Annotated in this window: 26 protein-coding genes; 7 read left to right on the forward strand and 19 right to left on the reverse strand. The window is 72.9% G+C overall.

Annotated features, from left to right (window positions below):
* Positions 1–26: 26 nt before the first annotated feature.
* Both AB0C12_RS43660 and AB0C12_RS43665 read left to right on the forward strand, forming a co-directional pair.
* Positions 27–632 (forward strand): TetR/AcrR family transcriptional regulator, encoded by a 606-nt coding sequence (locus AB0C12_RS43660; protein WP_360557108.1) that lies wholly within the window; start codon positions 27–29, stop codon positions 630–632.
* Positions 633–775: 143 nt separating this feature from the next.
* Positions 776–934 (forward strand): hypothetical protein, encoded by a 159-nt coding sequence (locus AB0C12_RS43665; RefSeq protein WP_360557110.1) that lies wholly within the window; start codon positions 776–778, stop codon positions 932–934.
* Between the two features lie 69 nt (positions 935–1,003).
* Here AB0C12_RS43665 and AB0C12_RS43670 read toward each other — a convergent pair whose 3' ends face one another.
* Positions 1,004–3,793 carry an FAD-binding and (Fe-S)-binding domain-containing protein gene (locus AB0C12_RS43670; protein WP_360557111.1) on the reverse strand — a complete coding sequence of 930 codons (2,790 nt, stop codon included), beginning with the start codon at positions 3,791–3,793 and terminating at the stop codon, positions 1,004–1,006.
* Positions 3,794–3,809: 16 nt separating this feature from the next.
* On the opposite strand from AB0C12_RS43670, the gene AB0C12_RS43675 reads away from it, so the two are divergent.
* Both AB0C12_RS43675 and AB0C12_RS43680 read left to right on the forward strand, forming a co-directional pair.
* Positions 3,810–4,472: a GntR family transcriptional regulator gene (locus AB0C12_RS43675; RefSeq protein WP_360557113.1), complete on the forward strand. Its 663-nt coding sequence runs from the start codon at positions 3,810–3,812 to the stop codon at positions 4,470–4,472.
* Between the two features lie 64 nt (positions 4,473–4,536).
* Entirely contained in the window at positions 4,537–4,767 is a 231-nt protein-coding gene (locus AB0C12_RS43680; RefSeq protein ID WP_360557114.1) for a hypothetical protein, read from the forward strand.
* A 252-nt stretch (positions 4,768–5,019) separates the two neighbouring features.
* Here the strand turns inward: AB0C12_RS43680 and AB0C12_RS43685 are convergent, their stop codons facing one another.
* The 5 genes from AB0C12_RS43685 to AB0C12_RS43705 all read right to left on the reverse strand — a co-directional run bounded on the left by AB0C12_RS43685 (position 5,020) and on the right by AB0C12_RS43705 (position 7,887).
* On the reverse strand, positions 5,020–5,592 hold the full coding sequence (locus AB0C12_RS43685; protein ID WP_360557116.1) for a hypothetical protein: 573 nt from the start codon (positions 5,590–5,592) through the stop codon (positions 5,020–5,022).
* Between the two features lie 167 nt (positions 5,593–5,759).
* Complete coding sequence (locus AB0C12_RS43690) at positions 5,760–6,602, reverse strand: hypothetical protein (protein WP_360557118.1); 843 nt, start codon at positions 6,600–6,602, stop codon at positions 5,760–5,762.
* A gap of 174 nt (positions 6,603–6,776) precedes the next feature.
* Complete coding sequence (locus tag AB0C12_RS43695; protein WP_360557119.1) at positions 6,777–7,124, reverse strand: nuclear transport factor 2 family protein; 348 nt, start codon at positions 7,122–7,124, stop codon at positions 6,777–6,779.
* On the reverse strand, positions 7,121–7,570 hold the full coding sequence (locus tag AB0C12_RS43700; RefSeq protein ID WP_360557120.1) for an SRPBCC domain-containing protein: 450 nt from the start codon (positions 7,568–7,570) through the stop codon (positions 7,121–7,123). The genes AB0C12_RS43695 and AB0C12_RS43700 overlap by 4 nt, the downstream gene beginning before the upstream one ends.
* Complete coding sequence (locus AB0C12_RS43705) at positions 7,567–7,887, reverse strand: metalloregulator ArsR/SmtB family transcription factor (protein ID WP_360557121.1); 321 nt, start codon at positions 7,885–7,887, stop codon at positions 7,567–7,569. The genes AB0C12_RS43700 and AB0C12_RS43705 overlap by 4 nt, the downstream gene beginning before the upstream one ends.
* A 154-nt stretch (positions 7,888–8,041) precedes the next feature.
* Between AB0C12_RS43705 and AB0C12_RS43710 the strand changes: the two genes are divergently transcribed.
* A complete protein-coding gene (locus tag AB0C12_RS43710) occupies positions 8,042–9,088 on the forward strand; it encodes a medium chain dehydrogenase/reductase family protein (protein WP_360557122.1) in 1,047 nt (348 codons plus the stop codon).
* A 1-nt stretch (position 9,089) separates the two neighbouring features.
* On the opposite strand, the gene AB0C12_RS43715 is transcribed toward AB0C12_RS43710, so the two are convergent.
* Positions 9,090–11,153 (reverse strand): ATP-binding protein, encoded by a 2,064-nt coding sequence (locus tag AB0C12_RS43715; protein WP_360557123.1) that lies wholly within the window; start codon positions 11,151–11,153, stop codon positions 9,090–9,092.
* A 174-nt stretch (positions 11,154–11,327) separates the two neighbouring features.
* Here AB0C12_RS43715 and AB0C12_RS43720 point away from each other — a divergent pair, with 174 nt between their 5' ends.
* Positions 11,328–11,789, forward strand: coding sequence for an SRPBCC family protein (locus AB0C12_RS43720; protein ID WP_360557124.1), 462 nt, complete (start codon positions 11,328–11,330; stop codon positions 11,787–11,789).
* A gap of 51 nt (positions 11,790–11,840) precedes the next feature.
* On the opposite strand, the gene AB0C12_RS43725 is transcribed toward AB0C12_RS43720, so the two are convergent.
* The 7 genes from AB0C12_RS43725 to AB0C12_RS43755 form a co-directional block, all read right to left on the reverse strand.
* Positions 11,841–14,789, reverse strand: coding sequence for a family 16 glycoside hydrolase (locus AB0C12_RS43725; RefSeq protein WP_360557125.1), 2,949 nt, complete (start codon positions 14,787–14,789; stop codon positions 11,841–11,843).
* Positions 14,790–15,023: 234 nt separating this feature from the next.
* On the reverse strand, positions 15,024–15,407 hold the full coding sequence (locus AB0C12_RS43730; protein ID WP_360557127.1) for a hypothetical protein: 384 nt from the start codon (positions 15,405–15,407) through the stop codon (positions 15,024–15,026).
* Between the two features lie 14 nt (positions 15,408–15,421).
* Positions 15,422–15,832 carry a PPOX class F420-dependent oxidoreductase gene (locus AB0C12_RS43735; RefSeq protein WP_360557129.1) on the reverse strand — a complete coding sequence of 137 codons (411 nt, stop codon included), beginning with the start codon at positions 15,830–15,832 and terminating at the stop codon, positions 15,422–15,424.
* Positions 15,833–15,841: 9 nt separating this feature from the next.
* Positions 15,842–16,159 (reverse strand): antibiotic biosynthesis monooxygenase, encoded by a 318-nt coding sequence (locus AB0C12_RS43740; protein ID WP_360557131.1) that lies wholly within the window; start codon positions 16,157–16,159, stop codon positions 15,842–15,844.
* Between the two features lie 17 nt (positions 16,160–16,176).
* Entirely contained in the window at positions 16,177–17,331 is a 1,155-nt protein-coding gene (locus AB0C12_RS43745) for a hypothetical protein (RefSeq protein ID WP_360557132.1), read from the reverse strand.
* 82 nt (positions 17,332–17,413) lie between these two features.
* The gene (locus AB0C12_RS43750; protein WP_360557134.1) at positions 17,414–18,934 is read right to left on the reverse strand and encodes a hypothetical protein; all 1,521 of its coding nucleotides are present in this window, start codon (positions 18,932–18,934) and stop codon (positions 17,414–17,416) included.
* Positions 18,931–19,296, reverse strand: coding sequence for a PadR family transcriptional regulator (locus tag AB0C12_RS43755; RefSeq protein ID WP_360557136.1), 366 nt, complete (start codon positions 19,294–19,296; stop codon positions 18,931–18,933). The genes AB0C12_RS43750 and AB0C12_RS43755 overlap by 4 nt, the downstream gene beginning before the upstream one ends.
* Positions 19,297–19,374: 78 nt before the next feature.
* Here AB0C12_RS43755 and AB0C12_RS43760 point away from each other — a divergent pair, with 78 nt between their 5' ends.
* Positions 19,375–19,974: a hypothetical protein gene (locus AB0C12_RS43760; RefSeq protein WP_360557138.1), complete on the forward strand. Its 600-nt coding sequence runs from the start codon at positions 19,375–19,377 to the stop codon at positions 19,972–19,974.
* A gap of 82 nt (positions 19,975–20,056) precedes the next feature.
* Here AB0C12_RS43760 and AB0C12_RS43765 read toward each other — a convergent pair whose 3' ends face one another.
* From AB0C12_RS43765 to AB0C12_RS43785, 5 genes are all read right to left on the reverse strand, one after another.
* The gene (locus tag AB0C12_RS43765) at positions 20,057–20,578 is read right to left on the reverse strand and encodes a copper resistance CopC family protein (protein ID WP_360557139.1); all 522 of its coding nucleotides are present in this window, start codon (positions 20,576–20,578) and stop codon (positions 20,057–20,059) included.
* Complete coding sequence (locus AB0C12_RS43770; RefSeq protein ID WP_360557162.1) at positions 20,575–21,732, reverse strand: Dyp-type peroxidase; 1,158 nt, start codon at positions 21,730–21,732, stop codon at positions 20,575–20,577. The genes AB0C12_RS43765 and AB0C12_RS43770 overlap by 4 nt, the downstream gene beginning before the upstream one ends.
* 17 nt (positions 21,733–21,749) lie before the next feature.
* Positions 21,750–22,346 carry a copper chaperone PCu(A)C gene (locus AB0C12_RS43775; protein WP_360557140.1) on the reverse strand — a complete coding sequence of 199 codons (597 nt, stop codon included), beginning with the start codon at positions 22,344–22,346 and terminating at the stop codon, positions 21,750–21,752.
* On the reverse strand, positions 22,331–24,262 hold the full coding sequence (locus tag AB0C12_RS43780) for a cytochrome c oxidase assembly protein (protein ID WP_360557141.1): 1,932 nt from the start codon (positions 24,260–24,262) through the stop codon (positions 22,331–22,333). Before AB0C12_RS43780 ends, AB0C12_RS43775 begins: the two co-directional genes overlap by 16 nt.
* Before the next feature lie 232 nt (positions 24,263–24,494).
* Positions 24,495–25,103 carry a TetR/AcrR family transcriptional regulator gene (locus AB0C12_RS43785; RefSeq protein WP_360557143.1) on the reverse strand — a complete coding sequence of 203 codons (609 nt, stop codon included), beginning with the start codon at positions 25,101–25,103 and terminating at the stop codon, positions 24,495–24,497.
* Positions 25,104–25,117 lie beyond the last annotated feature (14 nt).

Here is a 25,117-nt window from a genome sequence, read left to right on the forward strand (position 1 = left end):
TCAAGGCACGGATCTCGGAGGTAGGCATGGCGGTCGGGGTACGCAAGCGGCAGGCCGCGGAGACCGAAGCCGAGCTGAAGGCGGCGGCGGTCCGGGCGTTCGCGCGTCTCGGCTACCTGAACACCAAAATCACGGACATCACCGCCGAGGCGGGTCGCGCGGCCGGCTCCTTCTACACCCACTTCACCAACAAGGAAGCGCTGCTCGAGGCGCTACTGACCGACCTGCTGGCCGAGGGCGACGTGTCCGCCGGGACCCCCGGGCACAGCGACGACTTCCGCGACCGCGACGCCGTGCGCTGGCACGTGGCCGTCTACTGGGAGTTCTACCGACGGCACCGCACGATCGTGGTGGCGCTGCAACAGGCGGCCACGGTGGACGAGTCGTTCGCGCGGCGCAGCCAGGAGCTGCTGGAGCCGGACCTGCGGCACATCGCGGATCACCTGGCGAAGCTCGAACTGCCGGGCGAGCCGCTGGTGGTCGCGTCCATGTTCACGGGTCTGCTGTCGACCTTCGCCGACCGCTGGCTCTCCGGGCGCGGACCGGACCTCGGCCGGGAGCTGTCCGACGAGGAGGCGATCGAGACGCTGACGTCGTTCCTGCACGCCGGCATGGGCGGCCGGCAACCCTGACCCGCCGAGCCACACCGGGCTACGGCACCCGGTGCGGCGAAACGGAGCGCGCACATGGCGAAGCGGACCCCGATCCGCCCCGATGATTGAAGACCCCGCCCCCGGGCACTGCTTCGACTGCCACCCATCCCGAAGGAGCCACCATGCGGGCCCTGATCTACACCGTCGCCGCCGTCGCCGTCGTGCTCATCGTGCTCGGCCTGATCCTCAAGGCCGTCAAATGGCTCATCATCATCGGCCTCCTCGCCCTGGCCGCCTCCGTCGTCATGGGCGTCGTGAAGGGCCGCCGAGCCCTACGCTGAGCGCCCCGCCGGACACGCCGAAGGCCCCGATCGGAACCGACCGGGGCCTTCAAAGGCGAAGCATCGTGATCAGCTTCGGTCGAGCAGCTGCGCCAGGTGCACGGCCGGGCGGTCGCGGAGGTCCGCGACCTGGGTACGGCACGAGAAACCGTCGGCCAGCACCACGGCATCGGGGGCCGCGTCGAGAGCCGGCAGCAGGTTCTGCTCCGCCACCGCCACGGACACCTCGTAGTGGCCGCGTTCGACGCCGAAGTTGCCGGCCAGTCCACAGCACCCGGCGAGTCGTCGCACCTGGGCCCCCGTCGTGGCCAGCAGATCCGCGTCCGCCTGCCAGCCCAGGACGGCGTGGTGGTGGCAGTGTGGCTGGGCGATGACGTCCAGGCCGGACAGGTCGGGCGGGGTCCAGCCCGGCGTCCGGGCGAGCAGCTCGGCCAGGGTGCGCACCGAGCCAGCCACCGCCTCGGCGTCCGCGTCCCCGGGGAGCAGTTCGTGGACGTCGGAACGCAGCACGGCCGTGCAGGACGGCTCGATGCCGACGATCGGGATGCCGGCGCGGGCGTCGGCCGCGAGCGCTGCCACCGTACGGCTGAGGATCTTCTTGGCCGCGTCCAGTTGACCGGTCGTGATCCAGGTCAGACCACAGCAGACCGACCCGGACGGCAGCCGCGGTTCGTAGCCGGCCGCGCGCAGCACCCGTACCGTGGCCTCCGCGACCTCGGGCGAGAACGCGTCGGAGAAGGAATCGGCGAAGAGCACCACGGGTTGGCGGCCCTCGGCCGCCGTCCTGACGAACGTGCGCCGGAACGGGCGCCGGGCGAAGGCCGGCACGGACCGCCGCTTGTCCACCCCGGCCAGCCACAGGGCGAACGGGCCGAGCACCGGCAGCCGCACGGCCAGGTTGGCCAGCCGCGGCGTCCAACCGGCCAGGCGGGACCAGAACGGCAGCTTGCCCAGCGTGTAGTGCGAGCGCGGGCGCAGCTTGCCCCGGTAGGTCTGATGCAGCACCTCGGACTTGTACGTGGCCATGTCGATGCCGGTCGGGCAGTCGGAGGCGCAGCCCTTGCAGGACAGGCAGAGGTCCATCGCGTCGTGCACCGACGGGTGTGACCAAGGGAGCTCGCCGCGGACGACCTCCTGCAGCACCCGGGCGCGCCCTCGGGTGGAGTCCTTCTCCTCGCGGGTGGCCAGGTACGACGGGCACATGACGCCGCCCGCCGCGGAGTTGTCCGCGCGGCACTTGCCGACGCCGGTGCAGCGGTGCACGGCCTGACCGAGCTCGCCGTCGTCGTGCGGGTACGCCATCGCGAGGCGCTTGAGCGGGAAGCGGCCCGCCGGGCGGACGTCGGCGTCGATCGGGTCCGGGTCGACCAGTACGCCGGGGTTGAGCAGGTTGCCCGGGTCGAAGGCGTGCTTGATCCCGGCGAACAGGGCGATCGCCTCCGGCGAGTACATGTGCGGGAGCAGCTCCGAGCGGGCGCGGCCGTCGCCGTGCTCCCCGGACAGCGAACCACCGAACTCGCCCACCAGCCGGGCGGCGTCGGTGAGGAACTCGCGCATGATCTTCGTGCCGCCGGGCTGGTCCAGGGGCAGGTCCAGCCGGACGTGCATGCACCCGTCGCCGAAGTGGCCGAACGGGGCCGAGGTCATGTCGTACGAGGCGACGAGCTCGTCGAAGCGGGCCAGGTAGGCGCCCAGGCGCTGCGGCGGGACGGCGGCGTCCTCCCAGCCGGGCCAGGCGGGCTTGTCCGACGGCGCCCGGCCGGCCAGGCCCGCGCCGTCCTCCCGGATGCGCCACAGCCGGGCCTGCACGGCGGGATCGGTCACCACCAGGGCGTCGTCGGCGATGCCGTCAGCCGCGAGCCGCTGCGCCCGGGCCGCCACCTCGCCCGCCTCGTCACCGGCCAGCTCGACGAACAGCCAGGCCCCGCCGCGCGGCAGCGGCGGCACGGCGTCCGCGCCGCGCCGCGCGCGCAGCACGTCGAGCAGGCGCGAGTCGAGTCCCTCGCAGGAGGTCGGGCCGTGCGCGACCACGGCCGGCGCCGCCTCGCCCGCGGCGACGATGTCCCGGAAGCCGAGCACGACCACCACCCGGACCGGGGAGTCGACGACCAGCTCGACGGTCGCCCGGGTGATGACCGCGAGGGTCCCCTCCGAGCCGACGAGCGCCCGGGTCAGGTCGAAGCGTTCGGGCAGCAGGTGCTGCACCGCGTAGCCGGAGACCTGGCGGCCGAACCGGTCGAACTCGGTGCGAGCCGTGGCCAGGTGGGCGCCGACGGCCGCGCGTACGTCGTCGATGACCTGCCCGGCGCCGTGCACGCCGGCCGGCCCGGTGGTGAGCCTCTCCCCCGCGGCGGTCAGCAGCTCCAGGCCGGCCACGTTGTCGGAGGTCCGGCCGTAGGCCAGCGAGCGCGAGCCGCAGGCGTTGTTGCCGATCATCCCGCCGATGGTGCAGCGCGGATGGGTGGACGGGTCCGGCCCGAAGCGCACGCCGTGCGGCATGACGGCCTTCTGCAGGACGGCGTGCACGGTGCCCGGCTCCACCACCGCCGTGCGGGCCTCCGGGTCGATCTCCAGCACCCGGTTGAGGTGGCGGGAGAAGTCGAGCACGATGCCGCGTCCGACGGCGTTGCCCGCCACCGAGGTGCCCGCGCCCCGCGAGGTCAGCGGCACCCCGGTCTCCCGGGCCACGGCCAGCGCGGCGGCCACCTCGTCGACGTGCCGGGGCCGCACCACGGCCAGCGGCAGGATCCGGTACAGCGAGGCGTCGGAGGCGTACATGCCGCGGGTGCCGGCGTCGGACCGCACCTCGAGGCCGGCCCGGCCGAGGGCCGCCACCACGCTGCTGGACTGGTCGCTCATGAGTAACATGTTACTCATGCCGAAGCTCGCCCTGCCGCCGGAGGCGCCCACCCTCGCCGACGCCGTCGCCCAGTCGGTCCGGGACGGCGTCGCGGCCGGTCAGCTCGTGCCCGACAAGACGTACTCCGTCTATCAACTGGCCGACCTGCTCGGGGTGTCCCGCAGCCCGGTACGCGAGGGCCTGCTCCGGCTGGCCCAGGCCGGGCTGGTCGAGATCCGGCGCAACCGCGGCTTCCGGGTGCTCCCGCCCCGGGCGCACGACATCGAGGAGATCATCGGCATCCGCCTCGCCCTCGAACCGCCCGCCGCCCGCGCGGCCGCCGAGCAGGCCACCGACGAGCAGCACGCCACCATCCGGGCGGCGCTGGCCACCATGGCCGCCGCGGCCGCCCGGGGCGACGACGCGTCGTTCTGGCCGGCCGACCGCACCCTGCACGACCTGCTGCTGCGGGCCGCGGGCCGGCCCCGCACCGCGGCCATCGTGGAACAGCTGCGCAGCACGACCGCCCTGCTCGGACCGCCGACCACGGCCAGCGGACGCACCCTGGCCGAGATCCACTCCGAGCACGAACCCGTGGTCACCGCGGTGCTGGCCCGCGACGGCGGCGCCGCCGAGGCGGCCATGCGCGCCCACCTGGAGGCCACCCGCGGCCTGCTGATGGCGAACCTGCGGCGGTAGCGGACGGCGTTTCGCGGCGGCGGCGCCGGGTACGCGACGGGCACACTGCAGGAAGGACACGGCCATGACCGAAACCCCGTCCGCTGCCGGGCTCCCCCTCGCCGCGACGATCGCGGGCGACCTCGTCGACAACGAAGCGCACCAAAGTGGTGCCGGTCCGACCGTCGGCGCCTCGGACCGTGACGCCGACGCGGCCCGTACCGGTGCCGACGTCGACCTGGACCACGCCGACCGCGACTCCGACGGCGTCCCGGTGGGCGAGGCCGACGCGGCGGCCGACGCCGAGAAGGACTGACGTCTCCAGGCCCGTTCAGCGCAGGGCCGGGAGCACCTGACGACGGTCGAGCGACAGCGCTGAACGGGTCGCCGTGCGTCACGTGGCGCGCCAGGACCGAACGGTGTGGTGAGCCGGGGCCGAGCGCGATCGGCGCCTGGATCTGGATGCCGCCAACCGGTGATCTTCGGCCGGGCGGTCATCCCGAGATGCCGGAGGCGGTGCGGTGCAGCCGGGCCAGGATGAGTTGCCCGGCCCCGGCTGGTTGTGCCGCTACGACTGCGAGGTCTGCGGCTGCGGCGCGCCCTTGCCGCTCTTCAGGAGCTGACGCCGGACGTCGCCCGAGCGGGCGGCCAGGGACCAGCCGGTGGCCGACGACACCAGCCGCAGCGCGTCGATCGTCGCGCCCTTCACCCGGCCCGGGCAGGGCTGGCCGACCGCGGGCGCCACGGAGGTGCCCGAGATGCCGAAACTCGCGCCGGCGAGCCGGAAGCCGGTGATGCTCGTGGCGCCGTAGCCGGCGGTCGCGCGCTTGCGGACCACGGCGTCGGTCAGCTCGTAGCGGCCGAACTCCCGGTGGTGCACCACCGGGTACGTGCGCTTGCCGCAGACGACGGAGTAGGTGTCGTCGGTCCAGAAGTCGTGGTCGAAGGCGACACGGCCGGCGCGCGCGGCGAGCTTCGCGGGCGTCCAGCCGAAGGCCTGCCGAACGTCCGCCGCGGCGACGAAGCCGGTGCGGGTGGCGGGGTTGTAGGTCACCGTCGCGGACGCCGGGGCGGCGAACGCGACACCGGCGACGAGCGTCGCACCGGCGACAGCGGGCCGGGAAAGGCAACGCCAAGACATGTCTGACTCCTGAATCGGTTCGCGGGCGCCCGCGAACCGACGGGTGCCTCCGCCGACTAACGATCAACGTGGTCGTCAGGGTGCGTCGCCCGCGTAGCGGCAACGTGCCGTCACGGCGGGCCGGCCGGAGGCAGGCAACGGCTCGGCGCGGCCGCTTGCCGGGCGACTCAGCCGCCCTGGTCACCACCGGAGTCGCCGGAATCGCCGTGATCGCCGGCGTGCGAACCCGAGCCGCCGTGCGAACCCGAGCCGGCGTGCGGACCGGAGCCGCTGATCTGGTCGGCCAGTTCGCGCAGGTCTTCCAGCTCCGGCGTGTCCGGCTCCTCGTCAGCTCGGCGTTGCCCGTGCTCCGGCTTGCTCCGCAGGTCCGCCACGACCTCGGGTGGCAGCCGGGAGCCGGTGCGCCCGTACCGGCGCAGGTCCCGGCCGATGCGCAACCCGGTGAGCAGAGCCAGCAGGCCGAACGCGGTGCCGCCGAAGCCATACCCCAGCTCGGGCAGCGGTGATTCCAGCCGAGCCGAGTCCGGCGCGACCCACCCGCGCGGATCGACCAGGAGGTCGAACCGGTCGCCGGGCTTCTCCACCTCCGGTGGCTCGTAATCGATCTCGCCGAGGTCCGCGCCGGTCATCGGGTCGACAGCCCGGATCTTCTGGATCTTCGGAATCCCGTACACGCCGCTGTCCTCCTCGGTCACCACCGCGGTCACCCGGTCACCGGTCAGATGCAGGTAGGTGAGCGGCACCGCGGCCGGCAGGAAGAAGAGCAGGCAGATGCCGACGATCGTCATCGGGATGATCCAGGGTGGTTCGACGTCCAGCGAGTCCTCGCCGATGAACCAGATCCCGACGAGGCCGTAGAAGCCGACGGCGATCGGGATCACGGCCAGCAGTGCGAGCCAGCCGGAGACGTTGCCGAGGATGAAGCCGAGGGAGCCGTAGGGGACGAGGGCGCAGAGCAGAGCTCCGAAAGTCAACAGGAGCTGTCGCAGGACGATCCAGGTCCGGGGCACACGCTCATCGTGGCGGGATCACGCAAGCTCGGCCGGCAGGTGAGTGTCGACCCGACCATCAGCCGGCAGACACCCACCACGATGAGCCACCGGTTCACCATCACCCTGGCCTCGGCACGCCGGCCTGCCGGTCAGGACCGTGCTGGACGCCCTCGGGGGTTGCTGACAGCAGCCTCAGGGCAGGGGGACGACGTAGGAGTCGACCCGGGCGATGCGGCCGTCGCGGAAGGTGAACAGGTCGTTGAAGGCGAACCGGAACGGGCCGTGGTCGACGGTGGCGCCGCGGCCTTCGCCGGTGGTGACGACGACCGGGCCGTCCTCGTGAACGCGGTGGATGTCGAGTGCCGGGTGGCCGGTGCAGGCCGGGTTCTCGATCTCGCCGTCGAACTCGTCCTTGCCGTGGGTGGTCCGGTGGCCGTGGATGACCCACTCGACGTCGTCGGTGAGGGTGGCCAGGATGCGCGGGTGGTCGCCGGTCCGGAAGCCGGCGAAGTACTCCGCCACGAGGGCGCGCTGAGTCACGATGTGCTCCGTTCGAGGTGCCGCAGGTGGGTTTCGAGGGCTTCCAGGATCGAGGCGAGCCCGTCAGCCGCCTGGGTGGTGCGCAGCTCCGGAGGCAGCCGGCGCTGGTGGACGGTGAGGTCCGTGCCGGTGTCCGCCGGGCGGATGGTCACGGTGGTGCGCAGGCCGGTGACGGGCTCGTCGAACACCAGCTCGTGCGGCTCGGTGACGCTCACGTAGACGAACCGCAGCCGGTGGGTTGTGCCGTCGGACCCGCGGGTGTCGAGGGCGAACTCGCCGCCCGGGCGCAGGTCGACGGTGACCGAGCCGGCCGGCACCGTCGCGTGGGAACCGCCCCAGAATGCCGCGATGCTCGCCGGTGCGGTGAAGGCCGCCCAGACGCGGGCGGGTCCGGCCGGGAGGTGGCGGCGGGCGATCAGTTCATCGCCGCGCAGGTCGGCGGTCATCGCTCCGCCCCCTCGCCGGTCAGGTGCCGTTCGAGGGCGTCGAGCCGGTCGGCCCAGGTGCGGCGCTGGTCGTCGATCCAGGTGCTGAGCAGCGCCAGCTGGTCGGTGCGGAGCCGGCAGGGGCGCCGGGTGCCCTCCCGGCGCTGCTCCACCAGGCCGCAGCGGCGCAGCACACCGACGTGGTGGGAGATCGCCTGCGAGGTCAGGTCGAACGGGGCGGCGAGCTCCCCCACCGTGGCGTCACCGTGCGCCAGGCGGGTCACCAGGGACCGCCGGACGGGGTCGCCGAGAGCGGCGAAGGCGGAGTCCAAGTCCATGGCCTCACCTTAACGCAAACCTTTGTTTGCACAAGTGAACGTTTGCATTGGTGATGGACCGGGCTGGACGGGCTTGGACACCGCTGAACCCTGGAGGCTGGACGCCGGCCCGGCGAAGACTCCACCTCGAACCCCTGACGGAGGAGGAACTTCCATGGCCACCACGACCGAGATCGTCCTGCCCGGCATCGTCGAGCCCGAACAGCTGCTCGTACGCCGGCGTCCCACCCCGGCCCCGGGACCCGGCCAGGCCTTGGTCGCCGTCGAGGCGAGCGGGGTCTCCTTCGCCGAGCAGCAGATGCGGCGCGGGCGCTACTTCGCCCAGCCGGCCTTTCCCTTCGTCCCCGGCTACGACCTGGTCGGCACCGTCGCCGCGGTCGGGCCCGGCGTCGACCCCGCGCTGGCCGGCCGGCGGGTCGCCGCCCTGACCAAGATCGGCGGCTGGTCGTCCACCGCCCTGCTGGACGCGGCGGACCTGGTCCCCGTGCCCGAGGGCATCACCCCCAGCCAGGCCGAGACCGTCGTGGTCAACGGCATCACCGCCTGGCAGATGCTGCACCGCGTCGCGAAGGTCCGCTCCGGCGCGACGATCCTCGTCCACGGCGCGAACGGCGGCGTCGGCTCGACCCTCGTGCAGCTGGCCCGGCACGCCGGCATCCGGGTGCTCGGCACCTCCTCGGCGCGCAACCGTACGGCGGTCGGCGACCTCGGCGCGATCCCGCTCGACTACGCCGCCGCCGACCTCCCCGCCCAGGTACGGGCCCTGGCCCCCGCCGGGGTGGACGCCGTCTTCGACCACGTGGGCGGCCCCGGCATCGTCGACTCGTTCCGCCTGCTCGCCCGCGGCGGGACGCTCGTCGCCTACGGCACCGCGTCGACCCGCGACGACAAGGGCAACCCGCTGCTGCCGGTCGTCGCCCTCGCCGCCCGCCTGATGGCGTGGAACCACCTGCCGAACGGCCGGTCCGCGGCGTTCTACAACGTGTGGGGCGGCCGGCGCCGCAAGCAGGTCTTCCGCGCCCGGCTCCGCGAGGACCTCGGGCAGGTCTTCACCCTGCTGGCCCAGGGCGTCCTCAGCGCGCAGGTGGCGGCCGAGCTGCCGCTGGAACGCGCCGGCGAGGCGTTGCGGCTGGCCGAGTCCCGTACGGTCGTCGGCAAGGTGGTCCTCGTGGTCGACCACGGCACCGAGCCGGGCCGGTGAGTCACCGGGACGCGAGCTCGGCCTCCCAGAGCACGTCGCTCACCCGGGCGACAGCCGCCCGCAGATGCCGGCGGTACGTGCCGAAGGGCAGGCCGAGCCGGCGCGCCGCCGCCTCGTGGGTCGGTGCCCCGGAGAAGTAGGTCGCCACCAGAGCCGCGTGCGCCTTCACCCCGGCGAGGTCCGTACCCATCGCGTCGACCGCTTCCTGGACCAGCGCGCGCAGGACGACGGCCGGATCACCGCCGGCCGCGGTCAGGAAAGGCCGGTGCAGCAGGCGGTTCGAGGCGAAGCCCTCGGGGTGGCGCCAGGTCTGCAGGGCCAGGCGGACGTACTCGTCGAATTCCTCGCGGTCCGGCACGGCGCCGGGCGCCGGATCCGGGCGCACCGTGACGGCACCCTGGTCGCCGACGCTGGCCGGGACGGCCCCGCTGACCACGGCGTGGAACCACTCCTCGAACGACTCCTGCCGCCAGTCGTTGACGAACAGCCCGTAGGTGGCGTCGCCGACCCGTACGCGCCGGCCGGAGTCGGCCATGGCGGTGCCGAGGCGTTCGGTCCACGCCGCCATGTCCTGATAGATGCCGAAGTCGTGGGCCCGGCCGGTCGCCCGGTACGCCTCCACCAGCGCCCGCCAGTGGTTCAGCTCCAGCACCGCGGACGGCTGCTCGTACGCGGCGGGATACACCGCGAAGCGGGTGACGGAGATGTGTTCGCCGGGACGGGCCGGGCTGGTGGCGTTGCTGTACTCCCAGGCGGCGGCGACCACCGGGTCGGCCGCGAGGTCCTCGGGATCGGCCGGGACGCCGAGCACCAGGTGCGCCGAGAACGCCACGATCTCACTGCTGCGGACGTCACGAAAGATGTGGAAGACGTGCGGCTGCTTGGCGTACCAGTAGGCGGCCAGGGCCGCGGACTCCTCACCCTCGGCCGCGCGGCACAGCTCCAGCACCCGCGGGAGGTGCTCCGGCGCCAGGTCCTCCTCGTGGACGCCACCTCGGCGCGACCACGAGTACATCGCGCCCACGAGCGGGACGTCGCGGTAGAGGTAGAACGCGCGGCCCATGGCGTCGAGCATCTGCTCGTCCGGGGCCTCGCGGGCCTGGCGGAGGTATACCTGCAACAGGCGCTCGCGGATGCCGTCGTACGCCTGGGGTGACCGCCAGCGCAGGTCCGCGACGAGCGTCTCCCGCGCGGCGTCGTGCGGGAAGAGTCCCCGCGACGCGGACTCCATGAACGGCAGCCCCCGCAGCCAGCCGAACAAGGCACCGGCGTCCTCGTCCGGCAGGGCGGCGAGCAGCAGTTCCTCGGTGGTGGCGTAGGCCTGGGCCGCCACCTCCAGCGCCCGCCGGTGGGTGGCCGAGGGGACGTCGCCGATCAGCCGCGTCATCAGGGTCGCGAGCACCTCGCCGGTCGGCGTCCAGTCCCGGTCCTGGTCCGCGGGTCGGTCCATGACGGCGGCGGCGAGCGAGAGCGCGAGCGGGTTGCCGCCGGCGAATCCGGCGACGGCGGGCACCTCGGACGCGCCGACTCCCCGGGCCGCCAGCAACGCACCGGCCTGCTCGGCGGTCAGCGGCGCCAGCTCGAACACGGCCAGCAGCTGCGCCCAGCCGGGATCCACCGACCACTCCGCCTCGGGCCGGCCGCGGCCGCTGAGCACCACGAGCGCGCCGTCGGCGAGGCGCGGCAGGAAACGCTCACGCAGCCAGCCTTCGAGCCACTGGCACTGCTCGAAGGAATCGACGACGAGCACAGCGGAACCGTCCTCGAGCACCGCGGCCGCCGTCTGCTCGAACTCCTGCGGGTCCCGGGTGACGAACCGCCCGTCGACCTCGACCACCGCCCGCCCGGCCTCCCGGGCCGCCCGCACCCACAGCCGGGTCAGCGTCGACTTGCCGATGCCGCCCGGCCCGTGGACCCAGAGCACAGCGACGGGCGAGTCGCCGGACAGGGCGGCCCGGAACGCCCCGAGCTCGTGCTCCCGGCCCACGAAGGCCCGGGCGCGAGCCGCTTCCAGCCGCCCGGCCAGGCCACGCCCGGCCGGGCCGGCAACCGTCTCCGACCGCATGGTGGGCTCCTCCCGGGCTGGTCCGCCGGCGCGATTGTCCCAAACGAGCGGCCCGGTGGACACGGCTGGACCCCGCTGGACCCCGGTGCCCGCTTCCGGACGGACCGCGATCGGGCCGAGAGTCGAGGTGAGCGACGGGCACCGGCCCGGCGCCGGCCCGGACAGGAGACAACCATGACCGGTACGCCCACACCCACCATCGACGAGAACGCGCCCGTGATCGCCCGGCACAGCATCGTCGTCCACGCCCCGCTGGAGGTGGTCTGGCGGCTGCACACGGACCTGGAGTCCTGGCCCGAGTGGCAGTCCGGCGTGGGCAGCATGGAACTGCTCACGCCCGGACCCCTGCGGCCGGGCTCGGCTTTCCGCTGGCACGTCGAGGGCCTGGACATCACCTCCACTGTCCGGCAGGTCACGCCCCGGCACCGGGTGGTGTGGGGCGGCCCCGCGAACGGCATCGAGGGAGTGCACGTCTGGGAGTTCGCCGAGGAGCCGGGCGGCGGGGTGCTGGTGCACACCGAGGAGTCGTGGAGCGGGGCGCCGGTCGAGGCCGACATCCCGTACGCGCAGCAGGCGCTGGACTCCTCGCTGACCACGTGGCTGGACAACCTCAGGATGCGGGCCGAAGCCGCCTGACAACGAACCGGCCCCGGCGACATCGCCGGGGCCGGTCAGGAACGACTGTCCTCAGCGGACGGGTTCGATCCACACGTTGCGGTACTGCACCTTGTTGCCGTGGTCCTGCAGGCGGACGGCGCCGGTGGCCGGGCCCTCCGGGATGTTGCCGCCGGTACCCCGGGGGATCTCGACGTTGTCGTGCACCTTCCTGCCGTTCCAGACCAGGCTGACCCGGGCGTTCTCGGTCTTGGCGCCGGCCGCGTCGTAGCGGGCCGCCCGGAACGTGATGTCGTAGCTCTGCCAGGTCTCCGGCGCGGTGGCGGCGTTCACGTCCGGGGCTTTGATCGTGTAGATCGCGCCCGCCTCGTTGTTGTCGAGTGTCGTGTCCCCGTACGAGTCGAGGATCTGGATCTCGTAGCGCTCCTGCTGGTAGACGCCGCTGTTGCCACGGTTCTGCCCGGTCACGTCCGGGGGCAGCAACGGGACCTTGAACTCGACGTGCAGCTTGTAGTCGCCGAACGCGTCCTTGGTGCGCAGGTCACCACAGCACACCTCGGTCGCCCCGCCCGCGACGGCCGGCCACTGCGGGAGCCGCCCGTCCGTGTGCAGCCAGTTGTCGAGGCCGTGCCCGTCGAACAGGGTGATCCGCTGCCCGGCCCGGCGCACGCTGATCAGGTCGAGGTTGACGTGTCCCGTGTCGAGGGCGTCGACCCGGTACTGGATCGTGTTGAGGCCCTTGCGCAGCGACAGCTTCTCCGTGGCGGTCGCCCATTCGTCCCAGGTGACCGTCGACGGCAGTGAGACCTGGCGGACCTTGCGCTCGTTGACGTGCACGCTCACCGTCTTGGTGCCGCTGAACGGGTTCGGGCCGTTGGAGTAGCGCAGCCCGACCTCGTAGTCGCCGGCCTTGTCGACGGTGACGTGCATGGTGGTCGAGGAGTTGAGCGAGCCGAAGCCGGCCGCGAAGCCGATGCCGGAGAAGCCGCGGTGGTCCGTGGCCAGCCCGGCGCCACCCTCGCGGTTGCCCTCCTCGGCCTCGTAGTAGACCTGCTGCGCCTGCGCCCCGGGGACCTCGTTCATCGTGTACCAGGCCTCGGTGCTCCACAGCGTCTCACCGTCACGGGCACTGAACGGGCGCGGCGAGCGCAGGTGCACCACGCGATCGCGGCGCAGCCCGGCCACGGTCAGCGTGACGGTCCTGCGATCGCTGGAGACCTTGGCCGCGGTGACCGGCAGCGTCTCTTTGTCCACCTCGGGGCCGCCGTACTGGGCGGTCGCCGCGTACCGCCACTGCTCGACCTTGTACGCGGTCGGCAGCGCGGTGACAGTCGCGTCGGACAACGGCTTGGTGTACTCGATCTTGAAACCGGTCTCGGTGGCCTTCATCGTCTTCATGTCGAAGACGTCCTTGCCGTTGGGGGTGAGCTTCTGCAACCCGAAGCGCAGCTTGCCCTCCTGGCCCCAGTTGCCCTCCGCGCCGAGCCCGCCGAGATAGATCGCGCCGTCCGGCCCGATCGACACCTCGTTGATGCCGGCCTCCAGGCCCTGGGTGTGCCGGAAGACCGCGCCCTGCTCCTGGCCGTGCACGGTTTCCAGGTACGCCCGCTGCAGGCCGCCGTAGGTGACGTCCCCGATCAGCAGCTGCCCCCGGTACGGTCCCGACTTGAGCAGCACGGGCGTGCTGGGCGAGTTGGCGATCTGGTTCTGCGGCAGCCACAGCACCGGCCGGGTCACCGGCTCGGCGTCGAACGGGCCGTCCGGGTTGGTGTAGTGGTTGTAGAACGCACCCTGCTTGATCTTGAGCAGCTTGGACGACGGGAGCCAGCCGCCCTGGTTGTCGGTGACGTAGAGGTCACCGCCGGGTCCCCAGCCGATACCGTTCGGGGTACGCAGCCCGCCGGCCACCGTGGTGACCTTGCCGGTGCGCCGGTTGACCACGATGCTCGTGCCGCGACCGCCGACCGGCTGCGGATCCGTGGTGGCGCCGCCGAGGTTGATCGACACGGACAGGTTCAGATAGAAGTTGCCGTCCTTGTAGAGCAGGCCGAACGCGAACTCGTGGAAGTTGCCGCCGAACGGCCACACCGCCACCGTACGGCGGGTGTCGAGCACCTGGTCGCCGTTGGTGTCGCGCAGCTCGGTGAGCTCGTGCTTCTGGGACACGTAGACCATGTTGTCGACCACCGCGAGGCCCATCGGCTCCTTGAGCCCGTCGGCGATCCTGCGGTACGTGACCTTGTCGGGACCGGTCTTGCCGGTCACCTTGTCGACCAGGTAGACCTCGCCGGCCACCTTGTCGGACCCACCCCAGGTGCTGAGCACCATCTTGCCGTCGGGCCGCCAGGCCATGCCGGTGACCTGCGGCTCGAAGCCCGGCGGGCGCAGGTCGGTGAGATCGTAGCCGGGATGCACGGCGGTCAGCGGCAGCCCGTCGCCGGGGGCGTCGGTGCCGGCGACACACTCCTTCTGCCCCGGCGCGGTCACCCGGACCACGCCGGCGTCGGTGCTCAGCGCGCCGGCCGGCACGACCGCGAAGTCGTCGGCGCCCGGCGGCCGCCAGGCGAGGGTGAGCTGCTGGCCGCCGTTGCGCTCGAAGTGCTCGACCCGCACCGGGTGCACACCCGCGGTCAGGGTGATCGCACCGTCCTTGGGCTCGGCGCCGTGCAGGCCGTCATGGTCGACGACGAGGGTGTCACCGACCCACAACTTCGAGCCGTCGTCACTGGTGAGCCGGAACGTGTAGGCGCCGTCGGCGGGCACGGTGAGGTTGGCCAGCGCGTGCGTGACGAAGTCGTCCTCGAGCCCGAACTGCTCGGCGGTCGACCAGTCCACTGTGGGCATCAGTTTGTCCACATTGGGGGTCTGGCCGGGCTTGAGCTCACAGACGCGGTTGAGGGGAAGGCCGATGTGATAGGTCCGCAGCGTGACACCTGGCTCCTGGGGCGGCAGGTCGGCGGCATACGCGGGTGCGGCGGTGAATGTTCCGATGAGTAAGGCAGCCACTAGCAGACGTTTCACGGCGCTCCCCTGTTACCAGCTCACTTCAGAGACGTGAACATCCTGATCCACTTTCGACGCCACGTCCATATCTTCTGCCGTATGTAATCCAACTTTCCACTCCGGAGACAAAAGTGTCCGACGGGCCCTCATCACGTCCGCGGGTCGGCATTTTTCTCCGAACGGCCCCTTCTACGGACCGAGACCCGCCTCCGCGTTCGACGCAGGTTGGACCGAGGAGCAGGTGACTGCTGCTCACCCTTCGGTCGGTCGGTCCCCAGGTATGGAGGCGTCGCTGCACCGATCGCCGCCATTGCCCGCGGCATTACCGAGCGGTGAGCTGCGCTGAGGGCGGACGAGCGCGCGGAGAGCTGGACCCTCACGGTCGTCCGGTTCGGCCCAGACGTGACCGCCTTCGACGCTGACGCCCGGAACTCCGTCAAACAGGCGCGCAGGGTCGGCCAAGCTTGCGACGCAAGCGAGCAGGTCGTCCCCGAGCTGCCCGCTCGCCGTCGCCAGGTCGTCTTCCTCTTCCGTCCAGTCGATGTCGGCCTCGCCGAGCCGCTGCACCGCAAGTGCGGCGACAGCCCCGGCGTCCCCGACCGTGACGGTCAGCCGGCAGTGCACCTGCACAGACACCGGCCGGCCAGGGCTCACTGCTCGCGCATCTTTCCCCAGCCGTGCCAGCGTTCGACCGTCATCAGCGTGCTCACCCGCGGGCTCACCCTGTTCGGGTAGTCGCTGCCCATGTAGTGCCGGGCCAGCCGGTCGATGTCGCGCAGACCCTCGTCCTCGGTGATCGCTCCGACCCGGCCCTGGAGGCTGACGTGGGTGTACCAGTCGTCCTCGGCCAGCACCGTCAGGGAGATCCGCGGGTCCGCGCGCAGGTGCTTGAGGCGGGCCCGGGTCGCGTCGAGGCCCAGCAGCACGCGGCCGTCGTCCTCCAGCAGATACCAGGTGGCCACGGTCACCGGGCGGCCGTCGGCGGCCACCGTGGCCATGACGGCCGGGTTGGGCCGGCGGAGGAGGTCGAGGACGGCGTCGGGCATGGGAGTCATCGGCATGTGACCAGCCTAGATCCGTCCGTGGTCCAGGCCTTTGGCGGCACCCGGGGCGAGGAACTCGACCCGGGTGCCGCTGAGCAGACGATCCTTGCGCGCGTGGAAGTCCCGGACGTGTTCGGCCTGCTCGTGGGCCTGGAAGGCGGCACGGTCCCGGTACACCTCGTAGAACACCCGGGCCAGCGGCTCGCCCTCGACCGCGGCCGTGGCGTAGATCAGCGTGCCTGGTTCCCGTTCGGTGATCTGCTGTACCACCCCGGCGGTGAGCTCGTCGAAGCCCGCCGCCGCGGCCTCGTCCCGGCAGTCGAACCGCACCACGAGTGCGAACACGTTGACACCTCCGTGCGTCAGGGGTGGAAGACCACCTCAGGATTGTGCGGGGTGGGGCCGTCCAGCAGCGGCCGGGGCGCGCCGCGCAGGTGCCGGTCGAAGAACGCGGTCACGTAGTCGCGCACGATCCGCGCTGTCCGGTCGCCGGGCAGGGGCGAGCCGGTGTCCGGGAGTCCGGCCTGGTCGGCCAGCACCACGGTGTCGCTGAAGTCGAGGTGCCCGACGCCGGTGACGGTGAGCCAGCGCTTCCAGCCGTCGAGGCGGCGCCAGGTGCGGTCCCACGTGTCGTCGGTGCCGCCCGGGAGGTGGTCGGGCGTGCCGAGCAGCAGGAACGGGCGCCCGTCGAGGCCGTCGGCGGGGACCGGGGCGAAGAACGTGCCGTCCATGTTGATGCCGGCCCGGACGCGAGGATCGGCTGCCATGGTCGCCGACGCCGCGTTGCCGCCGATCGAGTGACCCGCCATCCCGATCCGGGCCCGGTTGATCAGCGCCCCGTGGCGCCACGCCGGGCGGGCTCCGGTCAGCCGGTCGAGGACGAACGAGATGTCCTTCGCCCGGCCGGTGGCCACCCGGGCGTACCCCTCGCGTCCTTGACCTTCGAGTGACGTGCAGGCGGTGCAGGTGAGGATGCGGCCGCCGGGGAAGGCGGTGCCGGGTGACTCGTAGGCATGGTCGACCGCGGCGACCACGTACCCCCGGCTGGTGAGTTCCTCGGCGAGGTGGGTGAGCGTGTGCCGGTGCAGGGTGAACCCGGGCGAGAGCACCACCAGCGGATAGCGGCCGCGGCGCGGCTCGGCGCCGGCGCGGGCGGCGGTACGGGTGTCGCTGAGCGCCTCCGGTGCGACGATGCCGTCGAGGTCGCGATCCTCGAGGAAGAGGCGGGCCTCGGTGGTGGTGAGGTACTGCGCCGGGCGGCCGGAGTGGGCCACTGCCGGGTAGTACATCGACACCATCAGTTCTCGGGGACCGGCGGGCACCCACGGGTCGGGCCGGGACCGGTCGACCAGGTGCAGGACGTCGCGGCCGACGGCGTACGGCCCGGACGGCCGGGGCAGCGTGAACGCGGTGTCGGCGGCGGAAGACACCGACGGGGCGAGAGCGACAGCGGCCGCCGCAACCGTCAGCACGACGGTTGCGGCAGCTCTCCTGGCGATAGCGATCGTTGTCGTCATGCCACCAGCCAACCGGACCCGGCCCGCCCGGAGCACTCCCCCACAGTGGAGTTCAGGGGTATACCGCGCACTACCCCCAGGCTCAGTCCGGGACGTGCTGGACGGCCACCACGCCGGGCATCGCCATCATCTCGGCCGCCAGCCCGGCGAACAGCCCGGGGCTGGCCAGCTCGACACTCCAGTGGCTGGGCAGCTTCTCGGCGACCGTGGAGTCGACCCGGCCGTGAGCGCAGTACGGGCTCAGGAAACCGGGCGCCCGCGGGTCCCCGGCGAAGCTCGGGCTGCCACCCAGGCCGCGCCAGATCGCCGCCTGGGCCAGGTTGCGCTGGTCCTCGGTGGCCTGCCGGTCGATGAAGACCCGGGCCTGGTCGCTGGTCCGCGCGCTCGGCGGGTCCACGATGCCCGCCGGCACCGTCGGCGTGCACGATCCCGGCCGCAGCTGCTCGATGACCAGCGCGTACTGGCCCAAGCTGGTGAGCAGCGACGCGACGGCGACCAGGGCGACGACCGCCCTCGGCCTGCGCCGCACGACGTCCAGCCCCTGCGCCGCCTGCCGCCGCCACTGCGGGAGCCGGCGCGGTGGCCTCTGCACCGCCGCGATGACCAGGAGCAGGGCAGCCAGGACCCCGAACAGCACCGCCGGGATCTTCATGGCGAAGGCCAGTCCCTGCCAGGTCGGCCCGGCGGTCTCGTCGGCCCGCCCGTCGGACGACAGCGTCAGCAGCGTGGCGGGGACGACGCAGAGCACGGCGAGCACCGCGCCGACGGCGGCCGGCGCGCCCATCCCGGGGTTGGGCTCCAGGCGGCGGCTCGCCCAGCCGGTCAGCATCCACGCGAGGAACGCGCCGGGCGGAAAGCCCAGCCAGGTCACGGTCTTCAGCCACGACGGCGGCTCCTGCCACAGGTAGTACGTGGCGTTGCCGTCACCGTCGTAGGCCGGGCGCCCGGCCCAGTAGTAGTCGTTGAAACGTATCCCCAAGGCACCGCGGGTGGCGGTGAAGCTCTCGAAGCGGTCGGCCGCGTTGGCCCCCACGACGTCGGTCTCGTCCAGCGGCGGATCGAAGGCCGTCACCGTCCAGCCGGCGGCCTCCAGCCGGGCGCGGACACCGGCGGTGTAGGCGGCGACATCCCGGGTGGCCGCGGTGTGCTTGACCCACGAGACGGCGTACCCGTACTCGATGCCCTCGCCGTCGCTCTGGCTGACCACCCTCGGGGCCTCGCCGCCGCCCCAGACCTGGAGCCCGGGGAACACCGTGGCGCTGATTCCGGCGGCCTCGGCGCCGGTCGGCAGCGGCTCGACCGCGTGCCAGCCGAGCCAGTTGGCCGCGCCGGCGCCGAGGCACCCGCCGGCCAGCGCGACGAACAGCGTCAGCACGACGATGCCCCGGCTCTTCGGCCGGCCGAGCCGGGCCCGGCTGCCGTGCCGGATCAGGTTGATCACCTCGCGCACAGTGGGCCGGCGCCGCCCCGGCGGGGCGCATTCCACCAGGGTGTCCAGCAGCTCGTCCCGGCGCGGGCCGGGCGGATAGGCCCGCAGGAGCCGGCGGTACGCCCGCAGCAGCCGCCGGTCAGCCGGGGTGGACAAGGCCACCTGGTCGTTCACCACGCCACCCGAGGGCCGGACCGGTGCGCGCCGGCCGGTCCGAGCCCGAACCGCTTGAGCTGGCTGGTCGCCGCGTCCAGGCTGGCACGCAGCCGCTCGGTCTCGGCGGTCAGCGCGGTCGCGCCCCGGTGGGTGAGCCGGTAGTACCGCCGGTTGCGCCCGTCGACGAGCTCCTCGCGATCGACCTCGACCAGCCCCTCGGCGGTCAGCCGGTCGAGCGCGGCATACAGCGTGCCGGCCTGGAGCACCACCCGGCCGCCGGAGAGGGCGCCGGCCTCCTGGATCACGCCGTAGCCGTGCCGGGGCGCCGACGCCAGGGCGGTGAGGATCCAGAACGTCGGTTCCCGCATCGAGGCAGCCATGCGCCCAATATAGAGATCATCTGAGTATCGGGCAAGGTGCCCGGGAACCGGGGGCCGCCGGGCGACGACTATCCGATCATGAGCTCCGAGAGCTACAGCCGGGCCACCGGCACCCGGTACTGCCGGGCCGCCCGGCACCGCGGCACCTCCGCACGCGGCGCTTTCATCGCCCGGCACAGCGCTGACGGCATCATGTTGACGCGAACCTGGAGTGCACCGGAGCCTGAGCCGCCGGTACGGACGAAGGCGTGGCGGGGCTTCGCCGGGTTCTCGGTTGCCGTGGCCGCGCTGGTGACCAGCGTGGCCCTGCTGCTGGCCGGCGTGCCCGCCGGACGACCGGAGACCGGGCCGTGCGCGGCCCGGGCCTCGATCGAGGCGTACGCCGGCGGGCACCTGTTGCGGCTGCGGGCCGAGCCCGGTGCGGGCTCGGCCACGCTCGTGCATCTGTGCGCCGGCGACAGCGTCGGACGGGTGCGGTCGTGGGCGGTCAGCGTCCAGGGCGCCGACGGTACGGCCGCAGTGCAGCGCGTGGCCGAACGCGTGGCCCTGGCGTCCGTCCCCATGGGAGCCGGTGTTACCGCTGTCGCCGTCACTGTCGTCCCGGAATCGGGGCAGCCACTGGTCTTCACCACGCGGGTGAATTTCACGGCCGGCTCGGCGCCGGCGGCGTCCGGGTGAGCGGCGGATCCCCGGCCGCAGTGGCCGCGTCGTTGCTCAGCGCCTGGCCGCCAGGTCCATGCTGGTCGAGGTGGCCGTGAGGTCAGGCTTGAACCCGGTTCCGACGTCGCCATGACACGTACAGCAGGATCGCGCTTGTCAGGGCAAGCACACCCAGCCCCATCAGCAGAGCGGTCGACGTACCTTCTGAGTCGGCCGGCGGCGCCGCCACCGCGGGCGCGGTCGTGGGCGCCGGGGGCAGGGCCGGATCGGCGACGGTGAAGGCGTACGAACCCTGGGCCGTGTGACCGTCCACCGAGACCACGCGGTAGGCGACCGTGTAGGTGCCGTTGCCCGGCGGCGGGCTGAGCGTCACCGTGCCGGAGCCGGCGTCCACGACGGGCGCCGAGGCGGACAGGCGCTGACGGGCGCTGTCGCTGACGACGATCGTGGTGAACTCCGGGTTCAGATGTTCGCTGAAGGTCACGGTGACCGAGGTGGGCGCCGCGGCGAGCGTGGCGTCCCGGGCGGGGGCCGAGGCGGTCAGTTCGGCGTGCGCCCACGCCGGGCTGCCCGGCAGCAGTACGGCGGCGAATGCGGTGAAGGTGAGCATGAGCTTCCTCATGTGAGCACCCGCTCGCCGATCCAGCCGCCCTCCGCGCAGCCCGGCGGTACGGCGAACACGGCCGAGCCGATCGGGGTGATCCATTCGTTCAACAGGTCCTTGTCCGCGAGGCGTTGCTGGATGGGCACGAACTGCCGGGCGATGTCGCGCTGGTACGCCGCGAAGATCAGTCCGGCGTCCGGATGCCCGGCAGCGTCGGGCACCCCGTCGTAGTTGTACGGCCGCCGCAGGATCTTCAGCGCCGGATCGGTGACGTGGGCCCGGGTGACGTGCGAGAAGTCCGGGATCCGGGGCAGGCCGGCGTCGTCGAGGGCGGTGAAGTCGGGCTCGTCGTGCTCCTGGGAGCCGCTCAGTGGTGCGCCCGAGACCAGGCGCCGGCCGGTCGCGTTCTCCTTGTCGGTGACGGCGAGCAGGTCCCACTTCTCGATCTCGGCGCGGATCCGCCGGACCACCAGGGTGGTCGAGCCGTCGGGGTTCCAGACCGCCGGATCGATCTCGGCGCCGCGCGGGTTCGCGGTCCCGTCGAGCTGGCCCAGCACGTTGCGCTGGGTGTGCTCGGGCGCCTGCACGCCGGGGCTGCGCCGGAAACCCTGCTGCACCCAGCGCACCGCCGCGAACGGCCGGGCGTCCTTGATGAGCATCCGCTGGGTGTGGGCGACCGTGAGCGGGTCGTCCGCGCAGATCTGCAGCACCAGGTCCCCACCGGACCAGCGCCGCTCCAGCCGGTCGATCGAGAAGGCCGGCAGGTCCGCGATCGGGGCGCGCAGCCCGGCCGCGCGGTACAGGCCGGGGCCGAAGCCGAAGGTGACCGTCAGCCGGGCCGGCAGCACGGCGAGGGTGGCGTCGGTGTCACCGAGCGCCGCGACGCCCTGGGTGAGCCGCGCCGCGTCATCGCTGAGCAGGCGCAGCATCCGGGCCAGGACACGCCGGTCGGTGCCGGCGGCCAGGGTGAACGCGACGAACGCGGCGTGCGCGGGCGGATCCTCGGCCACCCCGGCCTGGCGCGGGCCGTGGAACGCGACTGTGGCCGTACCCGTGTCCAGCGGTGCGGAGGCGGCGACCGGGACCGGCGCGGGGTCTCCGGTCGCGGCGACGGCGGCGACCGCGCCGAGGCCGGCGACGGCGCCCCCGGCGAGCAGGCGCCGCCGGCTCACCGGGGAGAGACGCGGTGTCACGGCGCCGCGCTGCCCATCGGAGCCATCGGCATGCCGGAGGCCGGCATGGACATGCCGGGGTCGTAGCTCTCCCCCGCCCCGGCGAACGGTTTGGCGATCGCGGTGAACGGGACGGTTCGGCCGTCGGCCAGCTTCAGGGTGAAGGTGACCTCGTTGCCGGCGTCGATCGCGGCGGCCGGCTTCATCAGCATCAGGTGGTCGCCGCCGGGCCCCAGCTCGTGGGTGCTCCTGGCCTTGATGACGAAGCCGCCCTGCTTGGGCCGCATCAGCATCTTGCCGTCCTGCATGGTCATCTCGTGCAGTTCCATCGGGGACGCCGGCGACTCGGCGCTGACGACCGTGATGTCGGTGGCGCTGTCGTTGACCAGGATCGCGAAGGCGGCGGTCATGGTGCCGGCCTTCGCGGCCTTGACCCAGGGATCCTTGACGACCAGCCCGGTCGAGGCGGAAGCCGACGGTGCGGCGGCGGGCACCGGCGTGCCGCCGGCGGCGTCACTGCCGCCGCAGCCGGTCAGGCCGAGCGTGGTCAGGGCGCCGGCGAGCAGGGCAGCCGCAAGGGTACGGCGAGAGCCACGGTTCAGGGGGTTTGACATGGTATCCGTTCCTTGTTGGGGTTCGCACAGGATTGGTCGGGATCCTCCGGCGAGAAGTTCCCGGCACCGTGATCTCCCCGGATCCATTGCCGGACGAGCACCAGCAGAACGACCGCGGCCGGCAGCGCCCCGAACGCCCACCACAGTTCGGCACCGAGGCGCTGGTCGGCGAGCAGCGACGGCGCCCACGCGGGATGCACGGCGGTGTACCAGTCCGCGGCCACCACCGAGGTTGACCTGAGCAGGATGAGGCCGAGGTGAACCTGCGCTGCCACGGCCAGGAGGTGGACCACGATCAGCCCGGCCGGATGAACGGGCCGACGGCCCGCCCCGAGCAGCACCCGGAAAAGCAGGAGACCGGCGACCACGAAGGACGCCAGCATCGCCAGGTGCCCGAGGTGGTAGCGCATCAGCCGGCCGAGCAGACCGGTGAGGTACAGCCCGTACAGGCCGAGGACATAGCCGGCCGGCGCGACCGGCGGACGACTCAGGAACCGCAGGAACCGGCTGTCCAGCAGCAGCACCAGCCACTCCCGCGGGCCGCGCACCTGCGGATCCGCGGGACGGCGCAAGGCCCGCAGAGCCAAGGTGACCGGGGCGCCTCCGATCAGCAGGATCGGCACGATCGTGGCCAGCACGACGTGCTGCACCAGGTGCACGCTGACCAGCACGTACGCGTACCGGGCCACACCCAGGCCGGTCATCGCGCCCAGCAGCAGCATTCCGCCCACCCAGGACACCGTGCGGCTCGCCGGCCAGCCGGGCCCGGCCCGGCGCAGCCGGCGCACCCCGGCCAGATAGGTGAGGATGCCGACCACGACGACCACCGGGAACACCATGTCCGGCAACGGGTCGGTGAGGAGCCGGGCTGCCGTGACCGGGCCGGGCTGGTCGAACCCCAGCAGCTCCACCAGCGGATCCGGCTCGACCGCGATCTCGGGCACCGGGGTCGGGCTGCGGGACAGGCCGACCGCCAGCCCGACCGCCGCCCCGAGCACCAGCAGCTCGCCACCGGCCAGGCGCAGGAACGCCCACGGGGCACCCGAGCGCAGCGCGGGCAGGGTACGGCGGCGGTGCACGGCGCCGATCACCCCGGCCGCCAGCAGCGCGAACACTTTGAGCAGCACCAGGAGTCCGTACCGGGAGGTGCCGAGGGCCGGCCAGCTGCCCAGTCGCACCGCCGCGTTGGCCGCGCCGCTGACCGCCGTCGCCACGAAACAGGCCAGCGCCAGGCGGCTGTACCGGGAGGCGGTCTCGGCGAAACGGCGGTGGCGGCGTACCAGAAGCAGACCGGCCAGACCGCCCACCCAGAGCGACGCGGCCAGGATGTGCAGCGCCAGGCTGGTCACCGCGAGCTGATGGTCACCCGCCCCGGCGGAGTGCCCGGTGAACGCCGGCGGCAGCAACGCCACCAGCGCCAGGCCGGCGGTGACCGCGGCCAGGCCGCGCGACACCCCGGACCGGGTCAGCACCGCCACCACCAACGCCAGCCCGGCCTGCAGCAGCAGCGCCTGCCCCTGGGCGATGGAGAACGCGAAGCTGGACACCGACGGCCGGCTCAGCCGCGAGACGGGCACACCCAGCACATCGGAGACGGTGACGACGATCAGCACCAGGCAGGTGCACGCCCACAGCAGCGCCGGCCACGTCGATCGGCGCAGCAGCAGCCAGCCGTGTGCCGCCACGCTGGTGCCGTCGCCGGGCAGCAGGAACGCCGCCGTGGCGGTCAGGCCGACCGTCAGCACGCCCAGGACGGTCGCCAGCAGGGTCAGCACCGGGAGCGCCCACTCGGTCAGCGCACCGGGGCCGGGGATGCCCGGCAGCGCGGCGTCGACCGCTGCGCCGAACCGCAGGGACGCCACGAGCAGCGCCGCTGCCGCGCCGGCAGCTGCCACCATCAGGACGGACGTCCGCACCGCGCTCTGCACTCTGACAAGAGTCGGACGGATGGGGGCCGTGGTTCCGCGGAATTTCCCGCCGGATCCTTCAACCTCACCGGAAGCCGGTCGGCGGGCGAGGATCTGCTGCGGGCGGCCCTCGAACGGCTGATGCGTTCGTGGGGACGGGTGCGCGAGGACCGCGAGCGGTATCTACGCCGGACCAGGTGCCGCCTGGCCCGCTGACCCGGACGGCTCCCGGGCCGCGGCATCAGGACCGGCGGGGCCGCCGTTGCACCACGTCGGCGAGCACCGAGCCCACGAACCGGCCGACGGCCGCCGGGCTGGGCGGGCCCGGGTCGCGGTCGGTGAACAGCAGATGCCCGCCGCCGACCAGCGACAGGGTGAGGGAGTCGAGGTCGGCGTCGGCCGCGATCCGGCCCCGGTCCCGTTCGTCGGCCAGGTAGGCGGAGACCGCAGCCGTCACCTGCCCCAGGATCGCGATGCCGCCGCCGGGCCGGGCCTGCCGCAGCCGCGCGCGCAGGACGTCCCGGAACGTGATGAGCGGGATGATCGCCAGTGGCACCGGGCCGAACAGAGTGGTCAGCGCAGTGGTCAGGTTGTCGGCCGGCGTGCCGGTGCCGGCGGACTTCCGCAGCGCGTCCGCCTGCGTCTCGAGCTGCGCGGCCCGGTCGAGCACGAGGTCGGCCAGGAACGCGTCGAAGTCGCTGAAGTGCCGGTGCAGGACCCCTTTGGCACAGCCCGCCTCGTCGGTGACCGCCCGGCTGGTCAGCCCGGCCGGCCCCGCGCGGAGCAGGACGCGTTCGGCGGCGTCGAACAGCTGCTGCCGCGCGTCACGCAGATGCACTCCGGTCGGCACTCGCGATCCTTCCC

Source organism: Actinoplanes sp. NPDC048967, assembly GCF_040649415.1.
Taxonomy (GTDB): Bacteria; Actinomycetota; Actinomycetes; order Mycobacteriales; family Micromonosporaceae; genus Actinoplanes.

Bases quoted from the DNA above. Each gene is read 5' to 3' on its own strand.
- AB0C12_RS43755 (WP_360557136.1), bottom strand. From the start codon at position 19,296: ATGGCTGCCTCGATGCGGGAACCGACGTTCTGGATCCTCACCGCCCTG.
- AB0C12_RS43765 (WP_360557139.1), bottom strand. From the start codon at position 20,578: ATGAGGAAGCTCATGCTCACCTTCACCGCATTCGCCGCCGTACTGCTG.
- AB0C12_RS43760 (WP_360557138.1), top strand. From the start codon at position 19,375: ATGAGCTCCGAGAGCTACAGCCGGGCCACCGGCACCCGGTACTGCCGG.
- AB0C12_RS43735 (WP_360557129.1), bottom strand. From the start codon at position 15,832: ATGCCGATGACTCCCATGCCCGACGCCGTCCTCGACCTCCTCCGCCGG.
- AB0C12_RS43665 (WP_360557110.1), top strand. From the start codon at position 776: ATGCGGGCCCTGATCTACACCGTCGCCGCCGTCGCCGTCGTGCTCATC.
- AB0C12_RS43705 (WP_360557121.1), bottom strand. From the start codon at position 7,887: ATGGACTTGGACTCCGCCTTCGCCGCTCTCGGCGACCCCGTCCGGCGG.
- AB0C12_RS43670 (WP_360557111.1), bottom strand. From the start codon at position 3,793: ATGAGCGACCAGTCCAGCAGCGTGGTGGCGGCCCTCGGCCGGGCCGGC.
- AB0C12_RS43660 (WP_360557108.1), top strand. From the start codon at position 27: ATGGCGGTCGGGGTACGCAAGCGGCAGGCCGCGGAGACCGAAGCCGAG.
- AB0C12_RS43700 (WP_360557120.1), bottom strand. From the start codon at position 7,570: ATGACCGCCGACCTGCGCGGCGATGAACTGATCGCCCGCCGCCACCTC.
- AB0C12_RS43675 (WP_360557113.1), top strand. From the start codon at position 3,810: ATGCCGAAGCTCGCCCTGCCGCCGGAGGCGCCCACCCTCGCCGACGCC.
- AB0C12_RS43685 (WP_360557116.1), bottom strand. From the start codon at position 5,592: ATGTCTTGGCGTTGCCTTTCCCGGCCCGCTGTCGCCGGTGCGACGCTC.
- AB0C12_RS43720 (WP_360557124.1), top strand. From the start codon at position 11,328: ATGACCGGTACGCCCACACCCACCATCGACGAGAACGCGCCCGTGATC.
- AB0C12_RS43775 (WP_360557140.1), bottom strand. From the start codon at position 22,346: ATGTCAAACCCCCTGAACCGTGGCTCTCGCCGTACCCTTGCGGCTGCC.
- AB0C12_RS43710 (WP_360557122.1), top strand. From the start codon at position 8,042: ATGGCCACCACGACCGAGATCGTCCTGCCCGGCATCGTCGAGCCCGAA.
- AB0C12_RS43680 (WP_360557114.1), top strand. From the start codon at position 4,537: ATGACCGAAACCCCGTCCGCTGCCGGGCTCCCCCTCGCCGCGACGATC.
- AB0C12_RS43715 (WP_360557123.1), bottom strand. From the start codon at position 11,153: ATGCGGTCGGAGACGGTTGCCGGCCCGGCCGGGCGTGGCCTGGCCGGG.
- AB0C12_RS43745 (WP_360557132.1), bottom strand. From the start codon at position 17,331: ATGACGACAACGATCGCTATCGCCAGGAGAGCTGCCGCAACCGTCGTG.